The organism is uncultured Catenibacterium sp., assembly GCF_900540665.1.
Lineage (GTDB): Bacteria > Bacillota_I > Bacilli_A > Erysipelotrichales > Coprobacillaceae > Catenibacterium.
In genome coordinates this window covers 16,897-38,716 of the sequence record NZ_UQGV01000010.1, presented here as the reverse complement: position 1 = coordinate 38,716, position 21,820 = coordinate 16,897, and the positions used below count along the sequence as shown (strand labels likewise).

Genomic DNA, 21,820 nt, shown 5'->3' with positions numbered 1-21,820 from the left:
TGCACGTACGGTTTGATAAGGGGCTAGCCTAGTGATAGGTTAGCCTACTTTCTTACTTTACTATATAGAATTGTGCACTATAGGCAGGTAATGTCATTTCTATTTCATTCTTTACATGAATTTCTCTATCAAGATTGTGTGATTTACCACTATATAATTCATTATCTGAATTTAATAGAAGAGTCAATATTTCAGGCTGATCTACTTTATAAGTATATGTCTTATCTACATTATGGAAGTTAAAGAAAGCTACTATTGTTTCTTTATCACTCATACGTTTAAAGACATAAATACAATCCTGTTCCTGATGACAATCCACCCATTTAAATCCTCTTTCATTAAAGTCATACTGTGATAAAGAAGGATGTGTTAAATAGATCTTATTTAATTCTCTCATGAAATGAAGGAAAGAATCATGCATAGGATACTTCAATAAGAACCAGTCAGGTTCCTTTGTTTCATCCCATTCTCTAAACATCGCAATCTCATTACCCATAAAGTTTAACTTCTTGCCAGGATGAGCAAACATATACATATAAAGTGCCTTCACCTGCGCAAACTTCTCTTCATACTCCCCATACATCTTATCAATAATAGTCTTCTTACCATGTACTACTTCATCATGTGAGAATGGAAGAATAAAATGCTCATTATAGAAATACATCATAGAGAATGTAAGCTTATGGTAGAAAGAAGGTCTTTCTTTTGGTGTCTTCATAAAGTAATCTAATGTATCATTCATCCATCCAAGGTCCCATTTATAATCAAAACCTAAACCACCTTGTTCAACAGGACGTGTTACACCTTGATAAGAAGATGAATCTTCTGCGAAAAGAAGAGTATGAGGAACTCTCTGCTTAAGTCCTCTATTAAAGTTCTGAACAAAGCGAATCGCTTCTCTATTCTCTCCACGACCACTATTCCCCTGCCAGTAAATAAGATTACCAACTGCATCTAGTCTTAAGCCATCAATATGATATTCCTTTAACCAGTAATAAGCAGAAGAATTCAAGAATGAACATACATCACCACGAGAATGCTGGAAATTACATGTACCCCATTCACTCTTACCTACTGCATCATTAGGATAATTATAAAGAGGTGTACCATCATAGTTATTCAAACCAAATCCATCAATCGCAAAATGAACAGGTACAAAATCAAGAATAACCGCAATATTATTTTCATGACATTTTTCTATAAAATATCTTAAATCATCAGGAGTACCATAACGAGATGTAGGGGCAAAATAACCAGTAGGCTGATAACCCCAGCTTAAATCATTAGGATATTCATTTAAAGGCATGATTTCTAAGAAGTTATAATGATTCTCTTTTAAATAAGGAATAATTAAATCAGCCATTTCACGATATGTATACCAGTCATCTGCTTTTTCACCTGGTTTCTTCCAAGAACCAAAATGCATTTCATACACATTAATAGGCATATCTTCACTAAATCTTTGATTCATCCAAGCATCATCATGGAATGTATACTGATTCATATCAAAAATAATAGATGCATTATTAGGACGTACTTCACTTGTATACATATAAGGATCACAATGATCTACAAAAGACCCATTATTATAAATACGATACTTATACATCTGCCCTGGTTTAGCAGTTGATACAGTCGCTTCAAAGAACTGACCATTTCCACAACGATTCATAGGTGTTTCCTGCCAGTCATTAAATTCTCCAATAACTGCCACATGAGATGCTGCTGGCGCATATGTTCTAAAAGTCACACCATTCATATGAACAAAAGTACCAAGATACTTATATGTCTCAAACTCCTGCCCATTATAAAAATTATTAAAATCCATATGTTATCCTCCAATTTCTCTAATCTAATCATAAGATAAATAGAAGAAAATTTCATCTAACATTTTAAACGATTTGTTTGGAATAAGCATACAAAAAAACTCTCCACTAAAGGGAGAGTTTGTAATGATTATAAATGATAATCCATAGGATATGTTAAGTATTCTAATGTATCTAACTGATCAACAGTGACAACGCCAGCTGGTGCTCTAAGTAAGCTAGGGATTCTGTTTACTATAGTAGCACATGTATGTTCTACTGTAGCTGGTTTAACTACATGGAATTCAGTATCTGGTTCGCCAGTAATCTTCCAATCGCACATATCACCATCATCAGGACCATAGACCTTACCAATGCACTGTGTTTCAATAATAGGACCCTGGAATGTTTCTGTAGTAACGACTGCAGCCATACCAATACAATTTCCTTTTGGAATTGTTTCACCCATTGTTTCAGAATACAAATCAGTATCGTGGAAATAAGGTACACACTTTTGTGTCTGGGACTTAATAGTCCATCCCATACGAGATGCGAGAGCTTCATTAGAGTTCCATACATAAGATGGTTCAATTTCTTCAGGATGGGCAATTGTTGCTTCAAATTCTTCAGGTGTTAAACCTACACCATGTGCTTTCGCAAGGGCTAATCCATATTCTTCTACATTGTAGCTGACTGCCCCTTCAATCTTATTAATTGTATGACAAGAACCAGCAACTAAACCTACCATATTAACCCAGAAAGTATCTTCCATACCACTGCCCACAAATGTACAACCTGTTTCTTTCGCAAGAACATCTAACTTATTCATTCTTACTGGATCAGTTGTCCATGCATCTGTAGCTTCTTCACATGTTGTGATGACATTAATACCTCTACTTAAGCACTTTTCAAAATGATCATAACAATCACTTACAAGTGAGAATAATGTCACTACAGCCACATCTGGATCACAATTATCCAATACTTCATCTGCATCACTACTGATCTTTACACCAGTCTTAATACCTAGTTCTGCATAATCACCTACATCCATGCCTACAATTGCGGGATTATTATCGATGGCCCCAACAATCTGAGCACCTTTCTCATACAAATAACGTAAGATGTATTTACTCATCTTACCACATCCATATTGTACAACTTTAATTTTTTCCATAAGAATTACCTCCTAACTACAGTGTAAACCCTCATCAATGATGAGGGTCAACCTTTTTGTAGGCAATTGGTACTTGTAATCTTAAATACATAGAACGTTCATTATCTTTAAAGAATGTGAGTTCTATTAATACTTCACATATATAATCACCAATCACGTCATAATTATTATCTAGACAATATTGAAGTAATCTTCCTGCATACTCTTTTTCATTATTGAAATCATCCATATATATACAGGCATACATGCCGCTCTCTAATGTCTTTATGGATTCTTTTTTAGGAAAATGTTCATCCACAAAGATAAATATATCATGCGTGATGAACTCCTGTTTAAGGAATCTCTTTCTCTTAAGAAATGTTCCCACATTACAGTAATACACCTGTGGAAGATGTTCTTCTAATAATTGATCTTTGAATTCTTTAAGTATCACTTCATACCCATTCTGATCATAATCATAGAAGTTCTTATTGACTCGTTTGGCATAGATATGGCGTTCATCAATATATTCAGTAGTAAGAGTGCCAGGAGTAGGGGATTTACGATATCTTTCAAGAGAATAGATTGTACGTTTGATTGCATCTCTTTGACGTAGAATATTATCCATCTCTTTTTCTATAGAACGCTGTTTCTTGATGAGTATCGCTTCTATGAGAGTAGGATCTTCCTTATCCAATAGTTCTTTTATTTCCTTCAAGTTCATTCCTAACTCTTTCATATACCCAATCAGATCAAGTCTCGCATTCTGCTTCATATCATAATAGCGATAACCTGTATCTTGATCAACATAAATAGGTGTCAATAAGCCCCATTTATCATAAAGACGTAAAGTATTAATACTCACATGATTAATTTTTGCCATCTTACCAATAGAAATTAAACCTTCATGCATATAATCACCTCTCTATAATTCTACTATTTTTACAAGACTAACTTGTAAGAAAAAGGTTGGAGTGGGGTAACTACACTTGATACATTTCAACCCTTTAGAGCACTTATTTTAAACCAAATAATGTTTCAATACATGATTCATCCATGACTCTATCTGTCACAGGCATATCTGCATGTTTTAATAAAGAGTCTACATGGTCTTTAATTGTCACATCTACAAGTTTATTGACATCAATACCTCTTAGTTCAAAAAACAAGAATGGATTCTCATCTAATTTAGCACCTATACCATAAAGTACTGCAGCAACATGCTTACACATAATAGCCCAGTCAGGACAGCTGCAATTAAAACTTATTTCTCTTTGAGAAGGAAACAAGCCATGCTTTGATAAGAATATATCTTTTAAGTCTTCAGGAAATTCTCCATTGAGAAGCTGCTGGAGATTTTGAATCTGTGAACTGCATTTATCTATAATCTCTTCACATACATCTTCTTTAAGCGGGCTGATATTAATTTCTACCTTATAAGGTGTTCTTCGTGTACCTTGAACACGTGCTTTTACTTTACCTTTCACAATCTGTAAATCAATAACAGCACCTGTTTTTACATATCTTTTTCCACGTGCGAGGCGACTGGAATAATCTGCATATTGTTCGATATTCTGACACCAGGCAATACCCCACCAGCTCTTTGCGATTTGTCTACCTTCAATCACTATTGGGTGCATTTCTTTTCCTTTACTTTTCGCATTATTCACACTTTGTTGGGCTTTTCTCTGTAGTTCTCCCACACTGATCTGTGAATATTGCATACTTGTTTTTCAATATCTTCCCATATGTTACACATCCAATCTGAATAAATCCAATAGTTCTTTTGTATCCATTTCAGTAATCCATTTTTCTTGTCCAGTCGCAAGAATAGATTCTGCTAGTTCCTGTTTTGATTCAATAATCTGGTCAATCTTTTCTTCAATTGTCCCATTTGAAACAAGCTTATGCACAAAGACTTCTTTTGTCTGTCCAATACGATATGCTCTATCACTGGCTTGATTTTCTACAGCTGGATTCCACCAGCGGTCAAAATGAATCACATGATTTGCGGCAGTTAAATTAAGTCCTGTACCTGCAGCTTTAAGTGATAATACAATATAAGGCACATACTCATCTTCATTATTGAATTTTTCTACAATCTCTGTACGTTTCTTTGCAGGAATACCACCATGAATAATATATCCCTTCTTATGAAATATAGATTCTAAGTAATCTGATAATGGTTCACACATTTCCTTATATTGCGTAAATACCAATACTCTTTCTCTCTTCTCATAGATTGTTTCACATAATTTCTTCAACATCGCATACTTACCACTATCTTTTGGATTGAAGTTTGTATCATGAATAAACTGATCAGGGTGATTACAAATCTGTTTAAGTTTTGTAAGTAAACCTAATACAATACCTCTACGTTCTATTCCTTCTGATTCTAGTATTAAATCTTCTGCCTTTTCTACTTCCTTACGATATAAGACAATCTGTCTCTTAGAGAGATCTACATGTTCTGTAATTTCCATCTTATCAGGTAAATCAGAAATAATCGATTTATCTGTTTTTAAACGTCTCAAAATAAAAGGTGAAACCATCATTTTCAGTTTAGTCATATATTCAGGATAGGCTTGTACTTTCTTTGTATAGTTCTTAAAATCCGCAGCACTTCCTAATAATCCTTTATTTAAGAAATCAAATAAAGACCATAAATTAGATAAATCATTTTCAATCGGAGTTCCTGTCATCGCAATACGCATCTGACTAGGAATCTTCTTAATAGCTCTTGTCTGTTTTGTACCCGGATTCTTTATAGCCTGTGCTTCATCTAAAATCAAACAATCCCATACACGTTCCTGGAGACATTCCATACGCAAAGCCATTCCATATGTAGTAATAGTCGCAAAACAATCTTCATCTAAAATATTAGTCTTACTATGAAGTATATGATATGTCATACGAGGTGCAAACTTATCTATTTCCTTTGACCAGTTACCAAGTAAAGATGCAGGGACAATCAATAATACACGACTCTCTTTATGACTCTCATACATCTTCTCTAAGAAAGAAATAACCTGTATTGTCTTACCTAATCCCATATCATCTGCAAGACAGGCACCAAAACCTAAATCATTCATTTGATTCAGCCAGTTATAACCATTCTTCTGATAAGGACGAAGTGTTGCCTTTAAATATTTAGGCTTTGCCTTATTTCTAATCTTTGATGGGTTCTTTAACTGCCCTAGAGTCTCTCTTAACCACTTACCATTAGATATCTGTACACCTAAATCAACATCTACATTATCTTCATCAGATATATATGTCTTTGTGAGAGCTTCTTTTAAAGTAATTGCACCATCATATTTTTCCATCTGTTCAAGAAGCTGTTGGAGCTTATTGTGATTAATTTCTACCCATTGACCCTTTAACCAGCCAAGACCTTCTTCCATCTTTAATAATTCGCTGATTTCTTTTTTAGTCAATGCATGTCCATTCACAATGAGTGAAGGCTGTGCTGATAAAATAGATTCAAAACCTAATAGAGAAGGCTTCTTTTCTCCAATATTCACATTAATCTTAACTGAAGAATATTTTTTCTTCCACCAGTTTGGTACTCTACACTTAATACCGGACGCTTCAATATCCGGAACACTTTTAAGTAAAGTATAAGCTTCCTGACTTGTTAATCTGATAGGATGAAACAAATCACCTGTTTCCATGAATTTCGCAATTAAACCTATTTTCTGTGCAACATCATTGAGACATGATAATAGATCTAATAACTGTTTCTGATCATTCTTATATTCAATCAGTGCATGTTTTAAAGGCATATGTACTATTCTATTTTCTATATCCTTTGTCGCATATGTGGCAAGAAATGCGAAAGGAAAATCAGTATCTTCTTCATTCTCTACTAAATGAAAATAAATTCTTTTTGCAGCCTTTAGATCCTGAGACTTTTCCTGAAGATACATTTGTACTGTACCTTTATAGGATGTCATATCCTTTTTAAATTGTTCATTTAAATGTTTAATAATATTTTTAATCCATCTTTCATTGATATATTCTGTACCAATCGCAAATGGAATCATAGACATAAGGTAATCTAAATCATCATCAGATAATTCTATTATTGTCTCTTCTCTTGCAACTTCTAATTCAGGACTACGACTTAATATTTCAATAAACCTCTGTGATAATTGATATAAATAAAAAGCACTTGGTGTTAGTCCTTTCAAATTATTTTTAAAGCCCAACTCATAAAGGGTTGTATATTTATTCTCTTTAAACAACTCAGCCCATGCTGAATCTTTCACTTCATCAATATAAAAATCATTTTTAGTAAATATGAAATTGAGATGATCCATATAATGTACCTCCTATATCTATTCTAACATATAAAAAAAGGTTACAACAATCACTGTTGCAACCTATATGTTTTATAATCCTGTATAACCCATTAAATCAAAGTCTACCTGCTTAGCAACATCACGGCCTTCTCTAATAGCCCATACGACTAAAGATTGACCTCTACGAACATCACCAGCACTATATAATTTACTAATATTAGTATGATGATCATTTTCATCACATTTTACAGTATTTCTTGCATCTAAATCTACACCAAATGCATGAATAACTGGCTTCTGGGCCCCGATAAATCCTGCTGCAATAAGCACTAGATCACAAGGAACAGTCTTTTCGCTGCCAGGTACCTGTTCAAATGAACGACGACCATCTTTCACTACAGGCTGTAACTTTACAATTACAGCCTGTTTTACATTACCCTTACTATCAAGAATGAATTCTTTTACTGTACTATTATAGACACGAGGATCTTCACCAAATACCGCAATGTTTTCTTCCTGTCCATAATCAGTCTTCTTGATTAAAGGCCATTCTGGCCATGGATTAGAATCCGCTCTTACAAGAGGTGGTTCTGACATCATTTCTAACTGTAATACTGACTTAGCACCATGTCTGATTGCTGTACCAACACAGTCATTTCCTGTATCACCACCACCGATGACTAATACATTCTTACCTTTCGCATTAGGATACTGACCATCCTTGAAATTACTATTTAATAATGACTTAGTCACCTGAGTTAAATAGTCTACTGCGAAAAGAATATTATTACCTTCTCTACCAGGTACATGAATATCTCTAGGTTCCTTAGCACCAACTGCAAGAATAACAGCATCATACTTACTTAATAACTCTTTTGCCTGTTTCTTGGTAGTAATATCCTTATTTGTAAAGAACTTAACCCCTTCGGCTGTCATTTTATAAATACGACGATCAATGATATTCTTCTCAATCTTCATATTAGGAATACCATACATTAATAGTCCACCTAAACGATCTTCTCTTTCATAGACATCACAATCATAACCACGTTGGTTAAGAGTATCTGCAGCGGCTAATCCAGCAGGACCAGAACCAATAACTGCAATTCTTTTACCTACACGCTTTACTGGTGGTTTTGGTTCTTCTAATAGATGTTCATAGGCATATTCAATAATCGCATGTTCATTTTCTTTAACTGATACTGCTTCACCATCTAAAGAACATGTACAAGCTTTTTCACATAATGCAGGACATACTCTAGAAGTGAATTCTGGGAAGTTATTTGTTTTCTTTAAACGTTTATGAGCCTGTTCATACTTACCCTTAAATACTAAATCATTCCATTCAGGAATTAAATTATTTAAAGGACAGCCAGAAAACATACCTTTAATCTTCTGGCCGTACTGACAAAATGGAATACCACAGTCCATACATCTTGCACCCTGTTTCTGCTGTTCTTTAGTAGACAAAGGGATATGGAATTCATCAAAATTCTTAATACGTTCAGTAGGAGGAACCTCATAAGATGTCTCACGTGCATAATCTAAAAATCCAGTTTTCTTACCCATGACTATTTTCCTCCTTTCATAGAGGCATTAAATGCTTCTACCTTAGCCTGATCTTCATCTAGACCCTGTGACTGATAATAAGCAATCAGATCCATCATCTTCTTATAATCATGTGGAATGATCTTCTTAAACTTACCAATATATGTCTTGAAATCATCTAAGAACATCTTGGCTTTCTCTGAACCAGTATACTTATAATGATTTTCAATTAATTCTCTTACTGTCTTAATATCATATGGCTTGTTCACTTCAGAATATTCTACAAGTGCACCATTTAATTTTTCATATAAATCATTATTTGGATCATAGATATATGCAATACCACCACTCATACCAGCAGCAACATTTCTACCTGTTTCACCTAAAATAACAACTAAACCGCCTGTCATATATTCTAACGCATGGTCACCAACACCTTCTACAACAGCCTTGGCGCCAGAGTTTCTTACACAGAAACGTTCTCCAGCAACACCATTGATATAAGCTTCACCACTTGTTGCACCATATAAGGCAACATTACCAATAATAATATTGTCTTCTGCTTTGAATGTGGCTTCATGAGGTGTCTTCACAATAATCTTACCACCAGATAATCCTTTACCTAAGTAGTCATTAGAATCACCTGTTAATTCAAGAGTGAGTCCTTTAGGAATAAAGGCACCAAAACTCTGCCCACCTGCACCAAATGCACGCACTGTAATGAAGTCATCTTCCACAAAATTACCTAAAGTCTTAGTAATATGAGAACCAAGGATTGTACCAAATGAACGGTCTGTATTAGAGACTTCTACAGAAACTTCTGTCTTCTTATGAGATTTTGAAGCCTGTTCTAGAGTCTTTAATAATACCTTTGTATCAAGTACTTCATTTAATTTAAAGTCATATACATGAGCTGGATTAAAGCAGTTATGTGCATCATTCGCATATGTGCTATCTAAGATTTTAGATAAGTCCATATGATACTGATCTGCGATATCCTTCTTCTTTAATAAGTCTGTATGACCAACCATTTCATCAATAGTTCTAAATCCTAGCTGTGCCATATATTCACGCATTTCTTCTGCGACAAACTGCATGAAGTTCACTACATATTCAGGTTTACCTGTAAATCTCTTACGTAAGATAGGGTTCTGAGTCGCAACACCTACAGGACATGTATCTAAGTTACATACACGCATCATAACGCATCCCATAGTAATAAGTGGTGCTGTCGCAAAACCATATTCTTCTGCACCTAGTAAGCATGCAATCGCAAGATCTCTACCAGTTAATAATTTACCATCTGTTTCAATCACAACACGGTCTCTTAAATCGTTCATGATTAATGTCTGATGTGCTTCCGCAAGACCTAATTCCCAAGGAAGACCTGCACTATAAACTGAGTTTCTAGGTGCTGCACCCGTACCACCATCATAACCAGAAATAAGAATAACCTGAGCACCTGCTTTGGCTACACCTGATGCAACAGTACCAACACCTGCTTCAGATACTAACTTAACACTAATACGCGCTGCTTCATTCGCATTCTTTAAGTCATAAATCAACTGTGCTAAGTCTTCAATAGAATAAATATCATGATGTGGTGGTGGAGAGATTAATGATACACCTGGAGTACTATGACGAGTCTTCGCAATCCAAGGATAAACCTTACCAGCAGGTAAGTGTCCACCTTCACCAGGTTTTGCACCCTGAGCCATCTTGATCTGAATTTCATTGGCAGAACATAAGTATTCACTTGTTACACCAAAACGACCACTGGCTACCTGTTTAATAGCTGAACATGTAGAGTCTCCATTAGGACGAGTCACAAAACGTTCTGCATCTTCTCCACCTTCACCTGAGTTACTCTTACCATGTAATCTATTCATCGCAATAGCCATTGTTTCATGAGCTTCTTTAGAAATAGAACCATAACTCATAGCACCTGTCTTAAAACGTTTCACAATGTTTTCTACAGGTTCTACCTCTTCTAGAGGAATAGGTTTTCTCTTACTGAAGTCGAAATCTAATAAACCACGTAAGTTAATACCTTCTTCTTCCTGAGTAATAGTTTCAGAGAATTCTTTAAATAACTTATAATCACCTAAACGGCTTGCCTGCTGTAATAAGTGGATTGTCTTAGGGTTATAAAGATGTTTTTCTTTATGGCTTCTTTCTTTATGGAATCCTCCAGAATCAAGTGTAGGATTTACATCATATCCAAGAGGATCAAAAGCCTGATTATTTAAAGCATTTGTATCAGCTTCAATATCTTTTAAAGTAATACCTTCTACTCTACTTACTGTATGAGGGAAGTATGTATCAATCACTTCTTTAGAAATACCAATGGCTTCAAAGTTCTGAGAACCACGATAAGATTGTAAAGTAGAAATACCCATCTTAGAGGCAATCTTGACAATACCAGAAAGTACGGCATGATTATAATCTTCTACTGCGGCATAGTAATCTTTTTCTAATAAACCATCTTCTACAGCCTGATGAATTGTATCCTGAACAAGATAAGCATTAATAGCACTTGCACCATAACCAAGTAGAGTTGCGAAATGATGTACTTCTCTTGTTTCACCAGATTCAATAATTAAAGCCATCTTCATTCTCTTTTTAGTACGTACTAAATAAGAGTTAACACTTGCGACTGCAAGTAATGCAGGAATAGCACAATGGTTATCATCTACACCACGGTCTGAAAGAATAATAATATTTGCGCCACGATGATATGCTTTATCTACTTCAATAAAGAGGTGATCTAAAGCCTTTTTAAGTGATGTATTCTTATAATAAAGTGTAGAAATAGTTTCACTTTCAAAATCATCTGTATGGAGATGCTTTAACTTAAGAATATCTGTATTAGTAAGAATAGGGTTATGAATATGTAATAAACGACAGTTATCAGGTGAATCATTTAAGATATTTCCTTCAGTACCAATGTCTAATGAAGTAGATGTTACAATCTCTTCACGAATAGAATCGATAGGAGGGTTAGTTACCTGAGCAAATAACTGTTTAAAGTAATTAAAGAGTGGCTGATGCATAGTACTCATTGCGGCAAGAGGGGCATCATTACCCATTGCGATAATTGGTTCATTACCATTCATTGCCATTGGGATAATATAGTCTTTAATGTCTTCGTATTTATAACCAAATGCAGTCTGCAAAGTTTCTAGTTTTTCATCACTAATTACTTCAACACGTTCATTAGGAATCTTTAAATCCTTTAAATATGCTAAATGGGAATCAAGCCATTCACCATAAGGTTCCTTTTGTGCATAATAGTTCTTTAACTCTTCATCATTAATAAGAACACCCTTCTTAGTATCTACAAGAAGCATCTTACCAGGACGTAAACGATCCTTAACCACAATATCTTCTGTAGGAATTTCTAAAGAACCGACTTCAGAAGATAAGATGAGATAAGAGTCTTTAGTAATATAGTAACGAGAAGGTCTTAAACCATTTCTATCTAGGACAGCACCCATTAATTCACCATCAGAGAATAAAATAGAAGCAGGACCATCCCAAGGTTCCATGACTGTTGCATTATAAGCATAGAAATCCTTCTTCTTTTTAGACATAGAAGGATTGTTTTCCCATGGTTCTGGAATACACATCATGACAGCACGAGGAAGTTCCATACCACTCATGACTAAGAATTCTAATGTGTTATCCAACATCGCAGAGTCTGAACCATTTACATCTACAACAGGGAATACTTTTTCTGTATCTAATACATCACATTTCATGTTTTCTTCACGAGAAAGCATGTTGTTCGCATTACCTCTAATTGTATTAATTTCACCATTGTGGACAATAAAGCGGTTTGGATGTGCTCTTTGCCATGATGGATTAGTATTTGTAGAGAAACGAGAATGCACTAATGCGATTGCACTCTTATAATCATCATCCTGTAAGTCCTGGAAGAAGCTTCTAAGCTGTCCTACAAGAAACATACCTTTATATACAATAGTACGGCTAGATAATGAACATACATAAGTATTTTCATTACTCTGTTCAAAAATTCTTCTTGCTTGATAAAGAAGACGATCAAAAGAAAGACCTACTTCACAATCATCAGGTTTCTTTACGAATCCCTGCATAATATAAGGCATCGCTTCAATCGCTTTAGTACCTAATACCTCTTTATGAGTTTCTACCTTTCTCCATCCAAGGAAAGTCATACCTTCCTTAGTAATAATCTTTTCAAACATAGTCATTGCCTGATGTCTTTCTAGTTCATTCATAGGGAAGAAGAACTGACCAACACCATAATGACCTTCCTTAGGTAACTGGAAATCCTTAATACTCTTTTTAAAGAATGTATAAGGAATCTGTGTGAGGATACCAACACCATCACCTGTTTCTCCCTTTGCATCTTTACCAGCTCTATGCTCTAACTGTTCTACAATCTTTAACGCATTTGATACTGTCATATGCGTTTTTACACCTTTGATATTAACAACTGCACCAATACCACAGTTATCATGTTCAAAAGATGAATCATATAAACCTTTGTTCATGCACACACCTCCTATATAAGTGAACCTATAGTACAAAATATTTTTATCATTGTAAAGAAAAATTGTTATAAAAGTGATAAAACTTTCATAATTTTATGATTCAACGAAAATATATACCATATAACTTCTTTTAAACGAAATATAGGATAAAAAAAGAAAGCCTTTACGGCTTTCGGTTTCTCATTTCTTCTTGTATATGCTTAATACGATGATACATACCTGGATGATCATAAGAGGTATATTCAATGAAGTCTGCTGGATAGATATCTATCAGTTCATCACTGGAAATACGCTTAAATGTAGTGATTAATTCTTCTCCGTAACCATTATGTACTGCCTGATCATCTGCCTCATACTCTTCTCTTCTTGATACATAATTCATATAGAGAGAACATATATACATAATAGGGGAGATGATTATACTTAAACATAGAAAGATCAAATCATAGTTCATATGAATAAGACCAAAGCTCTTTAATGCTCTTTCTGATAAGACTATACATAACTCTCCATGAGGAATCATGTAAACTACAAATATAAATAGAATACATAATACAATATATTTCATATAGTTAAAGATATTCTTTTTATGTTTGAGATGTCCTATTTCATGAGAGAGGACTGCAAGAAGTTCTCCTTCAGAATTCTCATCAAGAAAGTTATCTGCAATTCCAAACTCCTTATACCACAACATCTTTAATAAGAAGGCATTCTTACCAGTGGATTTCTTGGATTCATTGTATACCTTAATATGTTTCACTTTCTTAGGACAATCTTTCATCAGTTCTTCTATTTTATGTCTTAGTTCATTGTCTTCTAATTCAGTAAACGTATACTGGACTCTTAAATACATATAACTGATTCCTAATACAATTAAATAGAGGATAAAACTAATACCTAACAGACCTAAACATAACACCAAAGATTGTATATAAGTAATAGAAAAGTGATGTGTCCATCTTTCAATATGTTCAAGAATATAAAGACAAGGTAGATAAAGGATGAAAGAAAGAACTAAGTCTAGTACTGTTTCTACAATTTCATCTTTTATAAACACGCTTATTGTCTTTTTATTCTTGCCATACTTCTCTTCTATTTTAAATGTGGCATAATAATCAAAGCATATACTGACAACTCTATTAATCAATGAAATACTAAGTAATGTCACAAAGAAACGTGTATACACATTTAAAGGAAGTCTATCTATATAAGATAAGAAAGGGGAGAACAAATAGAATGCATACACTAATAATATGAATAATCTATTACATAACTTCATATGACCATAATCCTTCTCATAACTTAAGAAAGATTCATAACGCTTTTGATCATATATATCACTCACTTCAACAGGTAGTGGTTTCTTTCTCTGTTTATTCTTTATACTGTCTAATATAAATCGATATCCTGTCTGTATCAAAATAATGATAAATATCAACCATTTCATACTAAAAAACTCCTTACTCCATTATCAAGATTAAAAAATATGCAAAAATCATTGGTATTAATATTGAAATGCAAGCGCATACGTACTATAATACCCATAGAATCTAGAACGCAAATAAATGACTGCTTGAAATTGCAGAAGGACAAAATATTATAAAACCATTTCTCAATTAATGCCTATCAACTTATTGTCATTCCTAAATACTGCGAATATATAATCCGGATTGTTCCTCACTGCATATTGCCTCTAGATAAGAAAAAGAACCCTGCGAGGTTCTTTTTTTTTCTTAATCTACATTAGATGCATAGAAATGAGTTGTCTTGTAGTTATACACAATACGAGACACATTAAATAACTGTCCATTAGAAAGATGCACATAGTCTTCTACTTCTAATGCAGGACTACCTTCTTCTAATCCCAAAATAGCTGCTTCCTGTGCACTTAACTTTTTAACATGGAAATATTTATCCGCAAAACCAATACTTAATTTCAAATCATTCTTAATATAAGTATAGATTGACTGACTCGCAATACGACGATCAAGTGAAGGAACAAGATCCTTATTGTAGTATGTATACTCAATAGCCATTGGTACACCATCCATCTTTCTAATTCTTTCTATATAATAGATAGGGGTAGTGAGTTCACATTGCATACGTTTTGAAAGTTCTTCTCCAGCCATCATAATATGGAATCCCTTCACTTCAGTTGTAATATCATGGCGAGGGGCATTCTCTGTAATACCACGAGATCCATTCATCCATAAAGAATCATCATCTCTTGTATGACGTACAAAAACACCACTTCCCTGAATAGAGAATAAAGTACCTTGTTTCTTTAATGTACGAATCGCATTTCTAATTGTATTTCTACTTACCTGATATTGTTCAATTAACTGATCTTCTGTTGGCAGCTTATCAGTATACTCATTTGTTTCTATTTTGTGGATAATATCTTCCACTACTTCTTGATATTTTGACATTTTTTCATCACCGCCCACATATTAACACAACCTAACTTTTTGGTCTAGTATGAAAATAGTGATATAATGCATTTTGAGGTGAAAAGTATGAAATTTACACAAATTAAGATGATTATTTGTGATATGGACGGTACTTTGTTGGATAATCAGAAGAAACTGCCTCCACATTTCAATCAAATATATAAGGAATTATATGATAGAAATATCATTTTTGCGATTTCGTCTGGAAGACAGATGGGAGAAGTGAAGAAATACTTTAAAGATAATAAAACTATATATCTTATGGCTGAAAATGGTGGCTATATACAACATAACGGAGAGACATTGCTTGCAGACTATATGAATAAAGAAGATGTGTATAAGCTAGTTGACTATGTGAATACTCTTATTGGAATGGCTCCTATGTTAAGTGGTAAGAAAGCCATGTATGCATTTAATAAGGATAAAGAACTTATAAGTAAACATACAAGTCACTTTAGTATTTCTTATGTAGAAGAAATAGAAGATATAGATGATGATATATTCAAGATTACAGTTTGTGATCCTATTGATCCAGTGAAGAACTGTTTGGAAGGACCTTTATCTTGTATTAAAGGTTTTGAAGTTAAACCATCAGGAGACTGCTGGATTGATATCAATAAGAAAGGACAATCTAAAGCAGATAGTGTAGTCTTCTTGCAGAATAAGCTAGGTATATCAGAAGAAGAAACAATGGTCTTTGGAGATTCTGATAATGATCTACCGATGTTTAAACATGCTTATTATAGTTATGCAATGAAGAATGCAGATCACTTTATACAAAGTAAAGCAGGTTTTGTGACTCAAGAAGATAATGATCATGATGGAGTTATGAAGACAATACAGAAAATGATGGAGGACGAAGATGGATTACTTATACAAATTTAAAGATGGACTTACTATTGTGAAGGATGATATGCCAATAGGTGAGCATTGTATGCATTATAGTGATGATTGGGAATCATTACTCCCTTTTAAAGTGCCAGGGAAGATGAGAAAAACAAAACAGCTATTAAACTATAATGAATCAATGAATATACTTCATAAGATTTCTTATGGTGTTCTCTCATTCTTTAATGAAGTACCCTATAGTATTCCTCTGGATCATGTCTATATGAATGGAAAACTCTATTTCCATACATCTAAGACAGGTTATAAGATCAATGGAATAGGAAAACAGGTGAGTTATACTGTCGTAGAAGATTGTGGAATCAATGAAGAAAAGAGAACACACAATCATCGTTCGGTCTATATATTAGGTGTATTAGAAGAAGTAATGAATAAGGAAACAAAGAAAGAGGTATTAGACACATTAATTCGTACACTTTGTCCTACACAGAAGGTAGATATTACAGATCAAATGATAGATAATGTGAATATCTTAGAAATAGATATGCAGTATATGATAGGAAAGGAACATATAAGATGAAAAAGATTGGATTTATAGGTTTAGGGATCATGGGGTTACCTATGGCAGGTCATTTAATGGGTGCTGGTTATGAAATGCATATTTATGCAAGACATCCAGAAAAGGTGACATCTTTAGTAGAGAAGGGTGCTATACTTCATTCTACAATTCATGATTGTGTAAAGGATGTAGATGCAGTGATGACTATTGTAGGTTTTCCACAGGATGTGGAAGAAGTTTATTTTAATGACAACAACATTCTTGATTCAGTAAAGGAAGGTACATATCTTATTGATATGACAACTACATCACCTACACTTGATCAAAGAATATATGAAGAAGGTAAAAAGAGAAATCTACACGTATTAGATGCACCAGTGACTGGTGGAGATACAGGTGCTCAGAATGCGACTCTTTCTATTCTTGTAGGAGGAGACAAAGAGGATTATGAAGCATGTCTTCCTTTATTTAAGGCAATGGGAACAAATATTAATTATCAGGGACCTAGTGGAAGTGGACAGCATGCGAAGATGGCTAATCAAATTATGATTGCAGGTGCACTATCTGGTGTATGTGAAGCACTCACTTATGCTTCTAGTAAAGGATTAGATCTAGATGTTCTATTAAAGTCTGTTTCTACAGGTGCTGCAGGAAGTCATCAGTTAGATGCTTTCGGACCTAAGATCTTAAAGGATGATTATCAGCCAGGATTCTTTATGAAACACTTTATTAAAGATATGAAGTTAGCAGATGAAGAAGCTAAAGAATCAGATATTACACTTAATGTATTAGAAACAGTATTAAGAAACTATCAGGAATTAGAAAAAGAAGGCTATGGTGACTTAGGTACACAAGCCTTAATCAAGTATTATAAAAAGCCCTAAGAGAGGGCTTTAAGCAACTCAGTCTTAGAAGCGGGTGTAAATCCCTGGATCATATCCTTTGATCCTCCACCTTTGCTTCTAAGGCTTTTTAATTGTGCTAATATATCCAATGCATTTGATGTAGAACCTATGACATAACGATAGCCTTTTTCGTCATTTCCTACAAATACACCACCTGTGCCGTGAACATTAACAAGATGATTTGTGACTTCCCTTTGGTTTAGAGGTAAACAGTCTTCTACAAATAAATAAGCATGATCACATAAAGAAAGCATATGTTCTTTCTCTAACTGTGCATATTTGACTTCTAAAGCTGTTTTTTCTTCATACATCTTATTCACTTGTTTTACAAGTGTTTGATTGTTGGAAGAGAAAAGATGGTAAAGTGATTCAAGATGATCAAAATCATCTTTGAAACGATGATAAGCACGTTCACCAAATAAGAATATAAAACGTGTCCCTCTGGTTGTATGTATCACTTTGATGATCTTGAATACGCCTAACTCACCCGTTCTTTTTACATGAGGTGCACAACATGCACATATATCATAATCTTTGATCTCTACAATACGTACTTTACCTTCAATCTCTTTCTTAGAACGATAAGAGATACTCTTTAAATCATCAGGATAGAAACAATGAATTTCTTTATTCTCATAGATAGCCTGATTCACTTTTTCTTCTAGTAAATCAATATCCTTGATATCACCATCATGTTCTACTTGTCCTTCTTCACTATTGAGATGGAAACTCACATTATCACAACCATATAAGCTATGTATAATGCCAGAAAGAAGATGTTCTCCTGTATGATTCTGCATAAAAGAATAACGTCTCTTCCAGTAAATATGACCTTCTATTATATCTCCTATCTGTAAGTTATGCTTCTTTACATAATGGATAATCACATCATTCTTGATCTGTACATCCTTAACAGGAATATCATTAATAGTTCCTAAATCACATTCCTGACCACCTTCATCAGGAAAGAAAAGAGTCTGGTCAAGAATGATTTCATTCTTATTTACGTCTACTACTGTTGCCTTGAAATCTGTACTATAAGGCATTTCATCATATAATTTTATTGTTTTCATATCTATCACCTTCATTATTCTACCATAAACACTTGACCGAGAGGTACTACCGAGTGTTAAAGTGTTTTCATAATTTGTGAGTTATAAACTATAAACATTGATTTATGTTAGAATAACACAGGAAAAGAAGGGAGAAATTATTGTGGATAAGAAGAAAACATCAGTCAATATGCTTGAAGGTTCAATATTTAAGAGTTTAGTTATCTTTATGATTCCAATTCTTATATCAAACATCTTCCAGCAATTCTATAACACAATGGATACTGCCATTGTAGGAAATACTTTAGGAATGACATCACTTTCTGCGATTGGTTCATGTACAGCAGTTTATGATTTATTAATAGGTTTTGCGTTAGGTATTGGGAATGGTTTATCCATTGTCACTGCAAGAAGCTATGGTTCAGGAGATGAAGAACTATTAAAGAAATCAGTGGCAGCCAGCTTTGTGATTGGTATTATATCTTCTATTGTGATTACTATTATTGCCTCTATTGGAATTAAACCATTACTTATTGCGATTAATGTATCACCGGACTTACTTAATGAAGCCTATAGCTATATTATTGTGATTGTTCAATTCTTAGTCGTTATGTTTGCCTATAACTTATGTGCAGGCTTATTACGTGCTATAGGGAATAGTTTAATGCCTTTAGTATTCTTAATCATATCATCAGTGTTAAATATCGGTTTAGACTTATTCTTTATCACAAAGCTTCATATGGGTGTTAGAGGAGCAGCAGTTGCGACAGTCATTGCCCAGGGGGTATCAGTCGTATTCTGTTTGATTTATATCTTTAAGAATGTCCCATTACTCGTACCAGAAAAGAAACATTTCAAATTTGATGCAGCTCTCTATAAAGAACTATTAGGTCAGGGATATTCTATGGCTATTATGAGTGCAATCGTCAATGCAGGTTCAGTTATTTTACAATCAGGCATCAATGGCTTAGGAAGCAAGCAGATTATTGCGGGACATACTTCTGCAAGAAAACTATATATGTTCTTCAATATGCCTTTCACAGCTATGGGTCAGGCAGCCAGCACATTTGTATCTCAAAATAGAGGAGCAGGAAATCCATTACGTATACGTAATGGCATGAAACAGATGTATATCTATGATGTCATTGTAGCTGCAATAGTCACAGTGATACTATTATTCACTGCACCTACACTTGTAAAATGGATATCAGGTACAACAGACCATACAGTCTTATACAATGGTTCACTTTACTTACGTATTGTAGCACCTAACTATGCAGTATTAGGTGTTCTTATGCAGACAAGATTCGCATTACAGGGTATTGGACAGAAGATGTTACCACTCGTATCAAGCGTTATTGAATTAGTTGGTAAGATCATCTTCGTATTCGCATTTATTCCAGTCTTTAAATATATGGCTGTTATCTTCTGTGAACCAGTCATCTGGGTTGTTATGACAATCTATCTATTAATCGTATTCTGGAGAGATCCATTCATTAAAGAGGCTTAGTCCTCTTTTTTCTTACAATATCTATTTAGAAATATTTCTAAATAGATATTGTATTTCATGATATTTATTGTATAATCTATTTAGAAAGTTATCTAAATAGGTGGTGAACATATGTTTGAGAAAACATTTAAAGCACTCAGTGCACCAGTAAGAAGAGATATTCTTAACTTATTAAAGAAAGGAAGGATGTCTGCAGGAGATATAGCCGCACAATTTGATATGACACAGGCAACTGTCTCATATCACTTATCAATATTAAAATCTGCAGACTTAATAAGAGAAGAAAAAGATAAGAATTATATTTTTTATGAAATTAATGCGACTGTGTTTGAAGAAATGTTGTTGTATTTTAAGTCTTTCTTAGGAGGAAAAGATGATGTTGAAGAATGAATGGTTTAAGTTTAGTTTGGTATTATTTCTGTTGCCACTTGTATGTATATTAGTGACTTATAATAAGTTACCTGCACAAGTCGCAACACACTTTGATTTTCATGGTACACCTGATCGGTATATGAATAAGTTCTTTGGCTTATATGGTGTGTGGGCATTTATGTTATTGCTTCATATATTCTGTACCTTCATGACATTTAAGGATCCTAAAAAGAGTAATATACCAGAAGTAGGATTAAGAATTGTATTAATGATTTGTCCAATTATATGTTTGATGGTTACTCTACTTATTATTACATATAGTCTAGGTTATCGTTTTGATATGACATTTATTATGAATATAGTAATAGGCTTCATCTTTATTATTTTAGGTAATTACTTACCTAAAATAAAAAGAAACTATACTATAGGTATTCGTACTTCATGGACATTAAATAGTGATGAGAACTGGTCACGTACACATAGATTTTCTGGTTATGTGTTTGTATTAACTGGAATGTTGTATATTATCTTTAGTATGTTAGGTTATATGTTTATTGGCTTAGGTATTATACTTATATCTTGTTTACTATGTTTTGGATATAGCTATAGCTTATATAAGAAGGGGATTTAGTGCTAGTACCACTAAATCTTTTTTTAATAGTTTTTCTAAAATTGTAAAATAGTGCATAAAATACAAAACTAGTGTATAGTAATGAATGGGTAGGGAAATAGCTCATACCAAAATCCGATTTCCTTACCGTGATCACCATAGGTGATC

Annotated in this window: 16 protein-coding genes; 6 read left to right on the top strand and 10 right to left on the bottom strand. The window is 33.8% G+C overall.

The annotated features are described in order from the left end of the window. Window positions 1-52 precede the first annotated feature (52 nt). From glgB to QZQ55_RS02565, 9 genes are all read right to left on the bottom strand, one after another. Window positions 53-1,828 (bottom strand): 1,4-alpha-glucan branching protein GlgB, encoded by a 1,776-nt coding sequence (glgB, locus tag QZQ55_RS02605; protein ID WP_295089530.1) that lies wholly within the window; start codon window positions 1,826-1,828, stop codon window positions 53-55. Between the two features lie 128 nt (window positions 1,829-1,956). Then, window positions 1,957-2,982, bottom strand: a complete 1,026-nt coding sequence (locus QZQ55_RS02600) for a dihydrodipicolinate reductase (RefSeq protein WP_295089527.1) — start codon at window positions 2,980-2,982, stop codon at window positions 1,957-1,959. Window positions 2,983-3,016: 34 nt separating this feature from the next. After that, the gene (locus tag QZQ55_RS02595) at window positions 3,017-3,874 is read right to left on the bottom strand and encodes a helix-turn-helix domain-containing protein (protein ID WP_295089524.1); all 858 of its coding nucleotides are present in this window, start codon (window positions 3,872-3,874) and stop codon (window positions 3,017-3,019) included. Between the two features lie 103 nt (window positions 3,875-3,977). Further along, the gene (locus QZQ55_RS02590) at window positions 3,978-4,664 is read right to left on the bottom strand and encodes an SWIM zinc finger family protein (protein WP_295089521.1); all 687 of its coding nucleotides are present in this window, start codon (window positions 4,662-4,664) and stop codon (window positions 3,978-3,980) included. 48 nt (window positions 4,665-4,712) lie between these two features. Beyond that, window positions 4,713-7,283, bottom strand: a complete 2,571-nt coding sequence (locus QZQ55_RS02585) for a DEAD/DEAH box helicase (RefSeq protein WP_295089519.1) — start codon at window positions 7,281-7,283, stop codon at window positions 4,713-4,715. 72 nt (window positions 7,284-7,355) lie between these two features. Continuing rightward, the gene (locus tag QZQ55_RS02580) at window positions 7,356-8,834 is read right to left on the bottom strand and encodes a glutamate synthase subunit beta (RefSeq protein WP_295089515.1); all 1,479 of its coding nucleotides are present in this window, start codon (window positions 8,832-8,834) and stop codon (window positions 7,356-7,358) included. Between the two features lie 2 nt (window positions 8,835-8,836). After that, complete coding sequence (gltB, locus tag QZQ55_RS02575) at window positions 8,837-13,348, bottom strand: glutamate synthase large subunit (protein WP_295089512.1); 4,512 nt, start codon at window positions 13,346-13,348, stop codon at window positions 8,837-8,839. 163 nt (window positions 13,349-13,511) lie between these two features. Beyond that, window positions 13,512-14,795: a M48 family metalloprotease gene (locus QZQ55_RS02570; RefSeq protein ID WP_295089509.1), complete on the bottom strand. Its 1,284-nt coding sequence runs from the start codon at window positions 14,793-14,795 to the stop codon at window positions 13,512-13,514. Between the two features lie 286 nt (window positions 14,796-15,081). Further along, window positions 15,082-15,777, bottom strand: a complete 696-nt coding sequence (locus QZQ55_RS02565) for a GntR family transcriptional regulator (RefSeq protein WP_295089505.1) — start codon at window positions 15,775-15,777, stop codon at window positions 15,082-15,084. An 87-nt stretch (window positions 15,778-15,864) separates the two neighbouring features. On the opposite strand from QZQ55_RS02565, the gene QZQ55_RS02560 reads away from it, so the two are divergent. Genes QZQ55_RS02560 through QZQ55_RS02550 form a run of 3 tightly spaced genes read left to right on the top strand, consistent with a single transcriptional unit; the run spans window position 15,865 to window position 18,087 of the window. Beyond that, a complete protein-coding gene (locus QZQ55_RS02560; protein WP_295089502.1) occupies window positions 15,865-16,683 on the top strand; it encodes an HAD family hydrolase in 819 nt (272 codons plus the stop codon). Beyond that, window positions 16,661-17,224 carry a pyridoxamine 5'-phosphate oxidase family protein gene (locus tag QZQ55_RS02555; protein WP_295089499.1) on the top strand — a complete coding sequence of 188 codons (564 nt, stop codon included), beginning with the start codon at window positions 16,661-16,663 and terminating at the stop codon, window positions 17,222-17,224. The genes QZQ55_RS02560 and QZQ55_RS02555 overlap by 23 nt, the downstream gene beginning before the upstream one ends. Next, window positions 17,221-18,087, top strand: coding sequence for an NAD(P)-dependent oxidoreductase (locus QZQ55_RS02550; RefSeq protein ID WP_295089496.1), 867 nt, complete (start codon window positions 17,221-17,223; stop codon window positions 18,085-18,087). The genes QZQ55_RS02555 and QZQ55_RS02550 overlap by 4 nt, the downstream gene beginning before the upstream one ends. Here the strand turns inward: QZQ55_RS02550 and QZQ55_RS02545 are convergent. Then, the gene (locus QZQ55_RS02545) at window positions 18,084-19,181 is read right to left on the bottom strand and encodes an alanyl-tRNA editing protein (protein ID WP_295089493.1); all 1,098 of its coding nucleotides are present in this window, start codon (window positions 19,179-19,181) and stop codon (window positions 18,084-18,086) included. The genes QZQ55_RS02550 and QZQ55_RS02545 overlap by 4 nt on opposite strands. Before the next feature lie 142 nt (window positions 19,182-19,323). Here QZQ55_RS02545 and QZQ55_RS02540 point away from each other — a divergent pair, with 142 nt between their 5' ends. The 3 genes from QZQ55_RS02540 (at window position 19,324) to QZQ55_RS02530 (ending at window position 21,673) form a co-directional block, all read left to right on the top strand. Further along, complete coding sequence (locus tag QZQ55_RS02540) at window positions 19,324-20,670, top strand: MATE family efflux transporter (protein ID WP_295089490.1); 1,347 nt, start codon at window positions 19,324-19,326, stop codon at window positions 20,668-20,670. Window positions 20,671-20,781: 111 nt separating this feature from the next. Next, entirely contained in the window at window positions 20,782-21,060 is a 279-nt protein-coding gene (locus tag QZQ55_RS02535; protein WP_117459420.1) for an autorepressor SdpR family transcription factor, read from the top strand. Next, window positions 21,047-21,673 (top strand): SdpI family protein, encoded by a 627-nt coding sequence (locus QZQ55_RS02530; RefSeq protein WP_295089487.1) that lies wholly within the window; start codon window positions 21,047-21,049, stop codon window positions 21,671-21,673. The genes QZQ55_RS02535 and QZQ55_RS02530 overlap by 14 nt, the downstream gene beginning before the upstream one ends. Window positions 21,674-21,820: the final 147 nt, after the last annotated feature.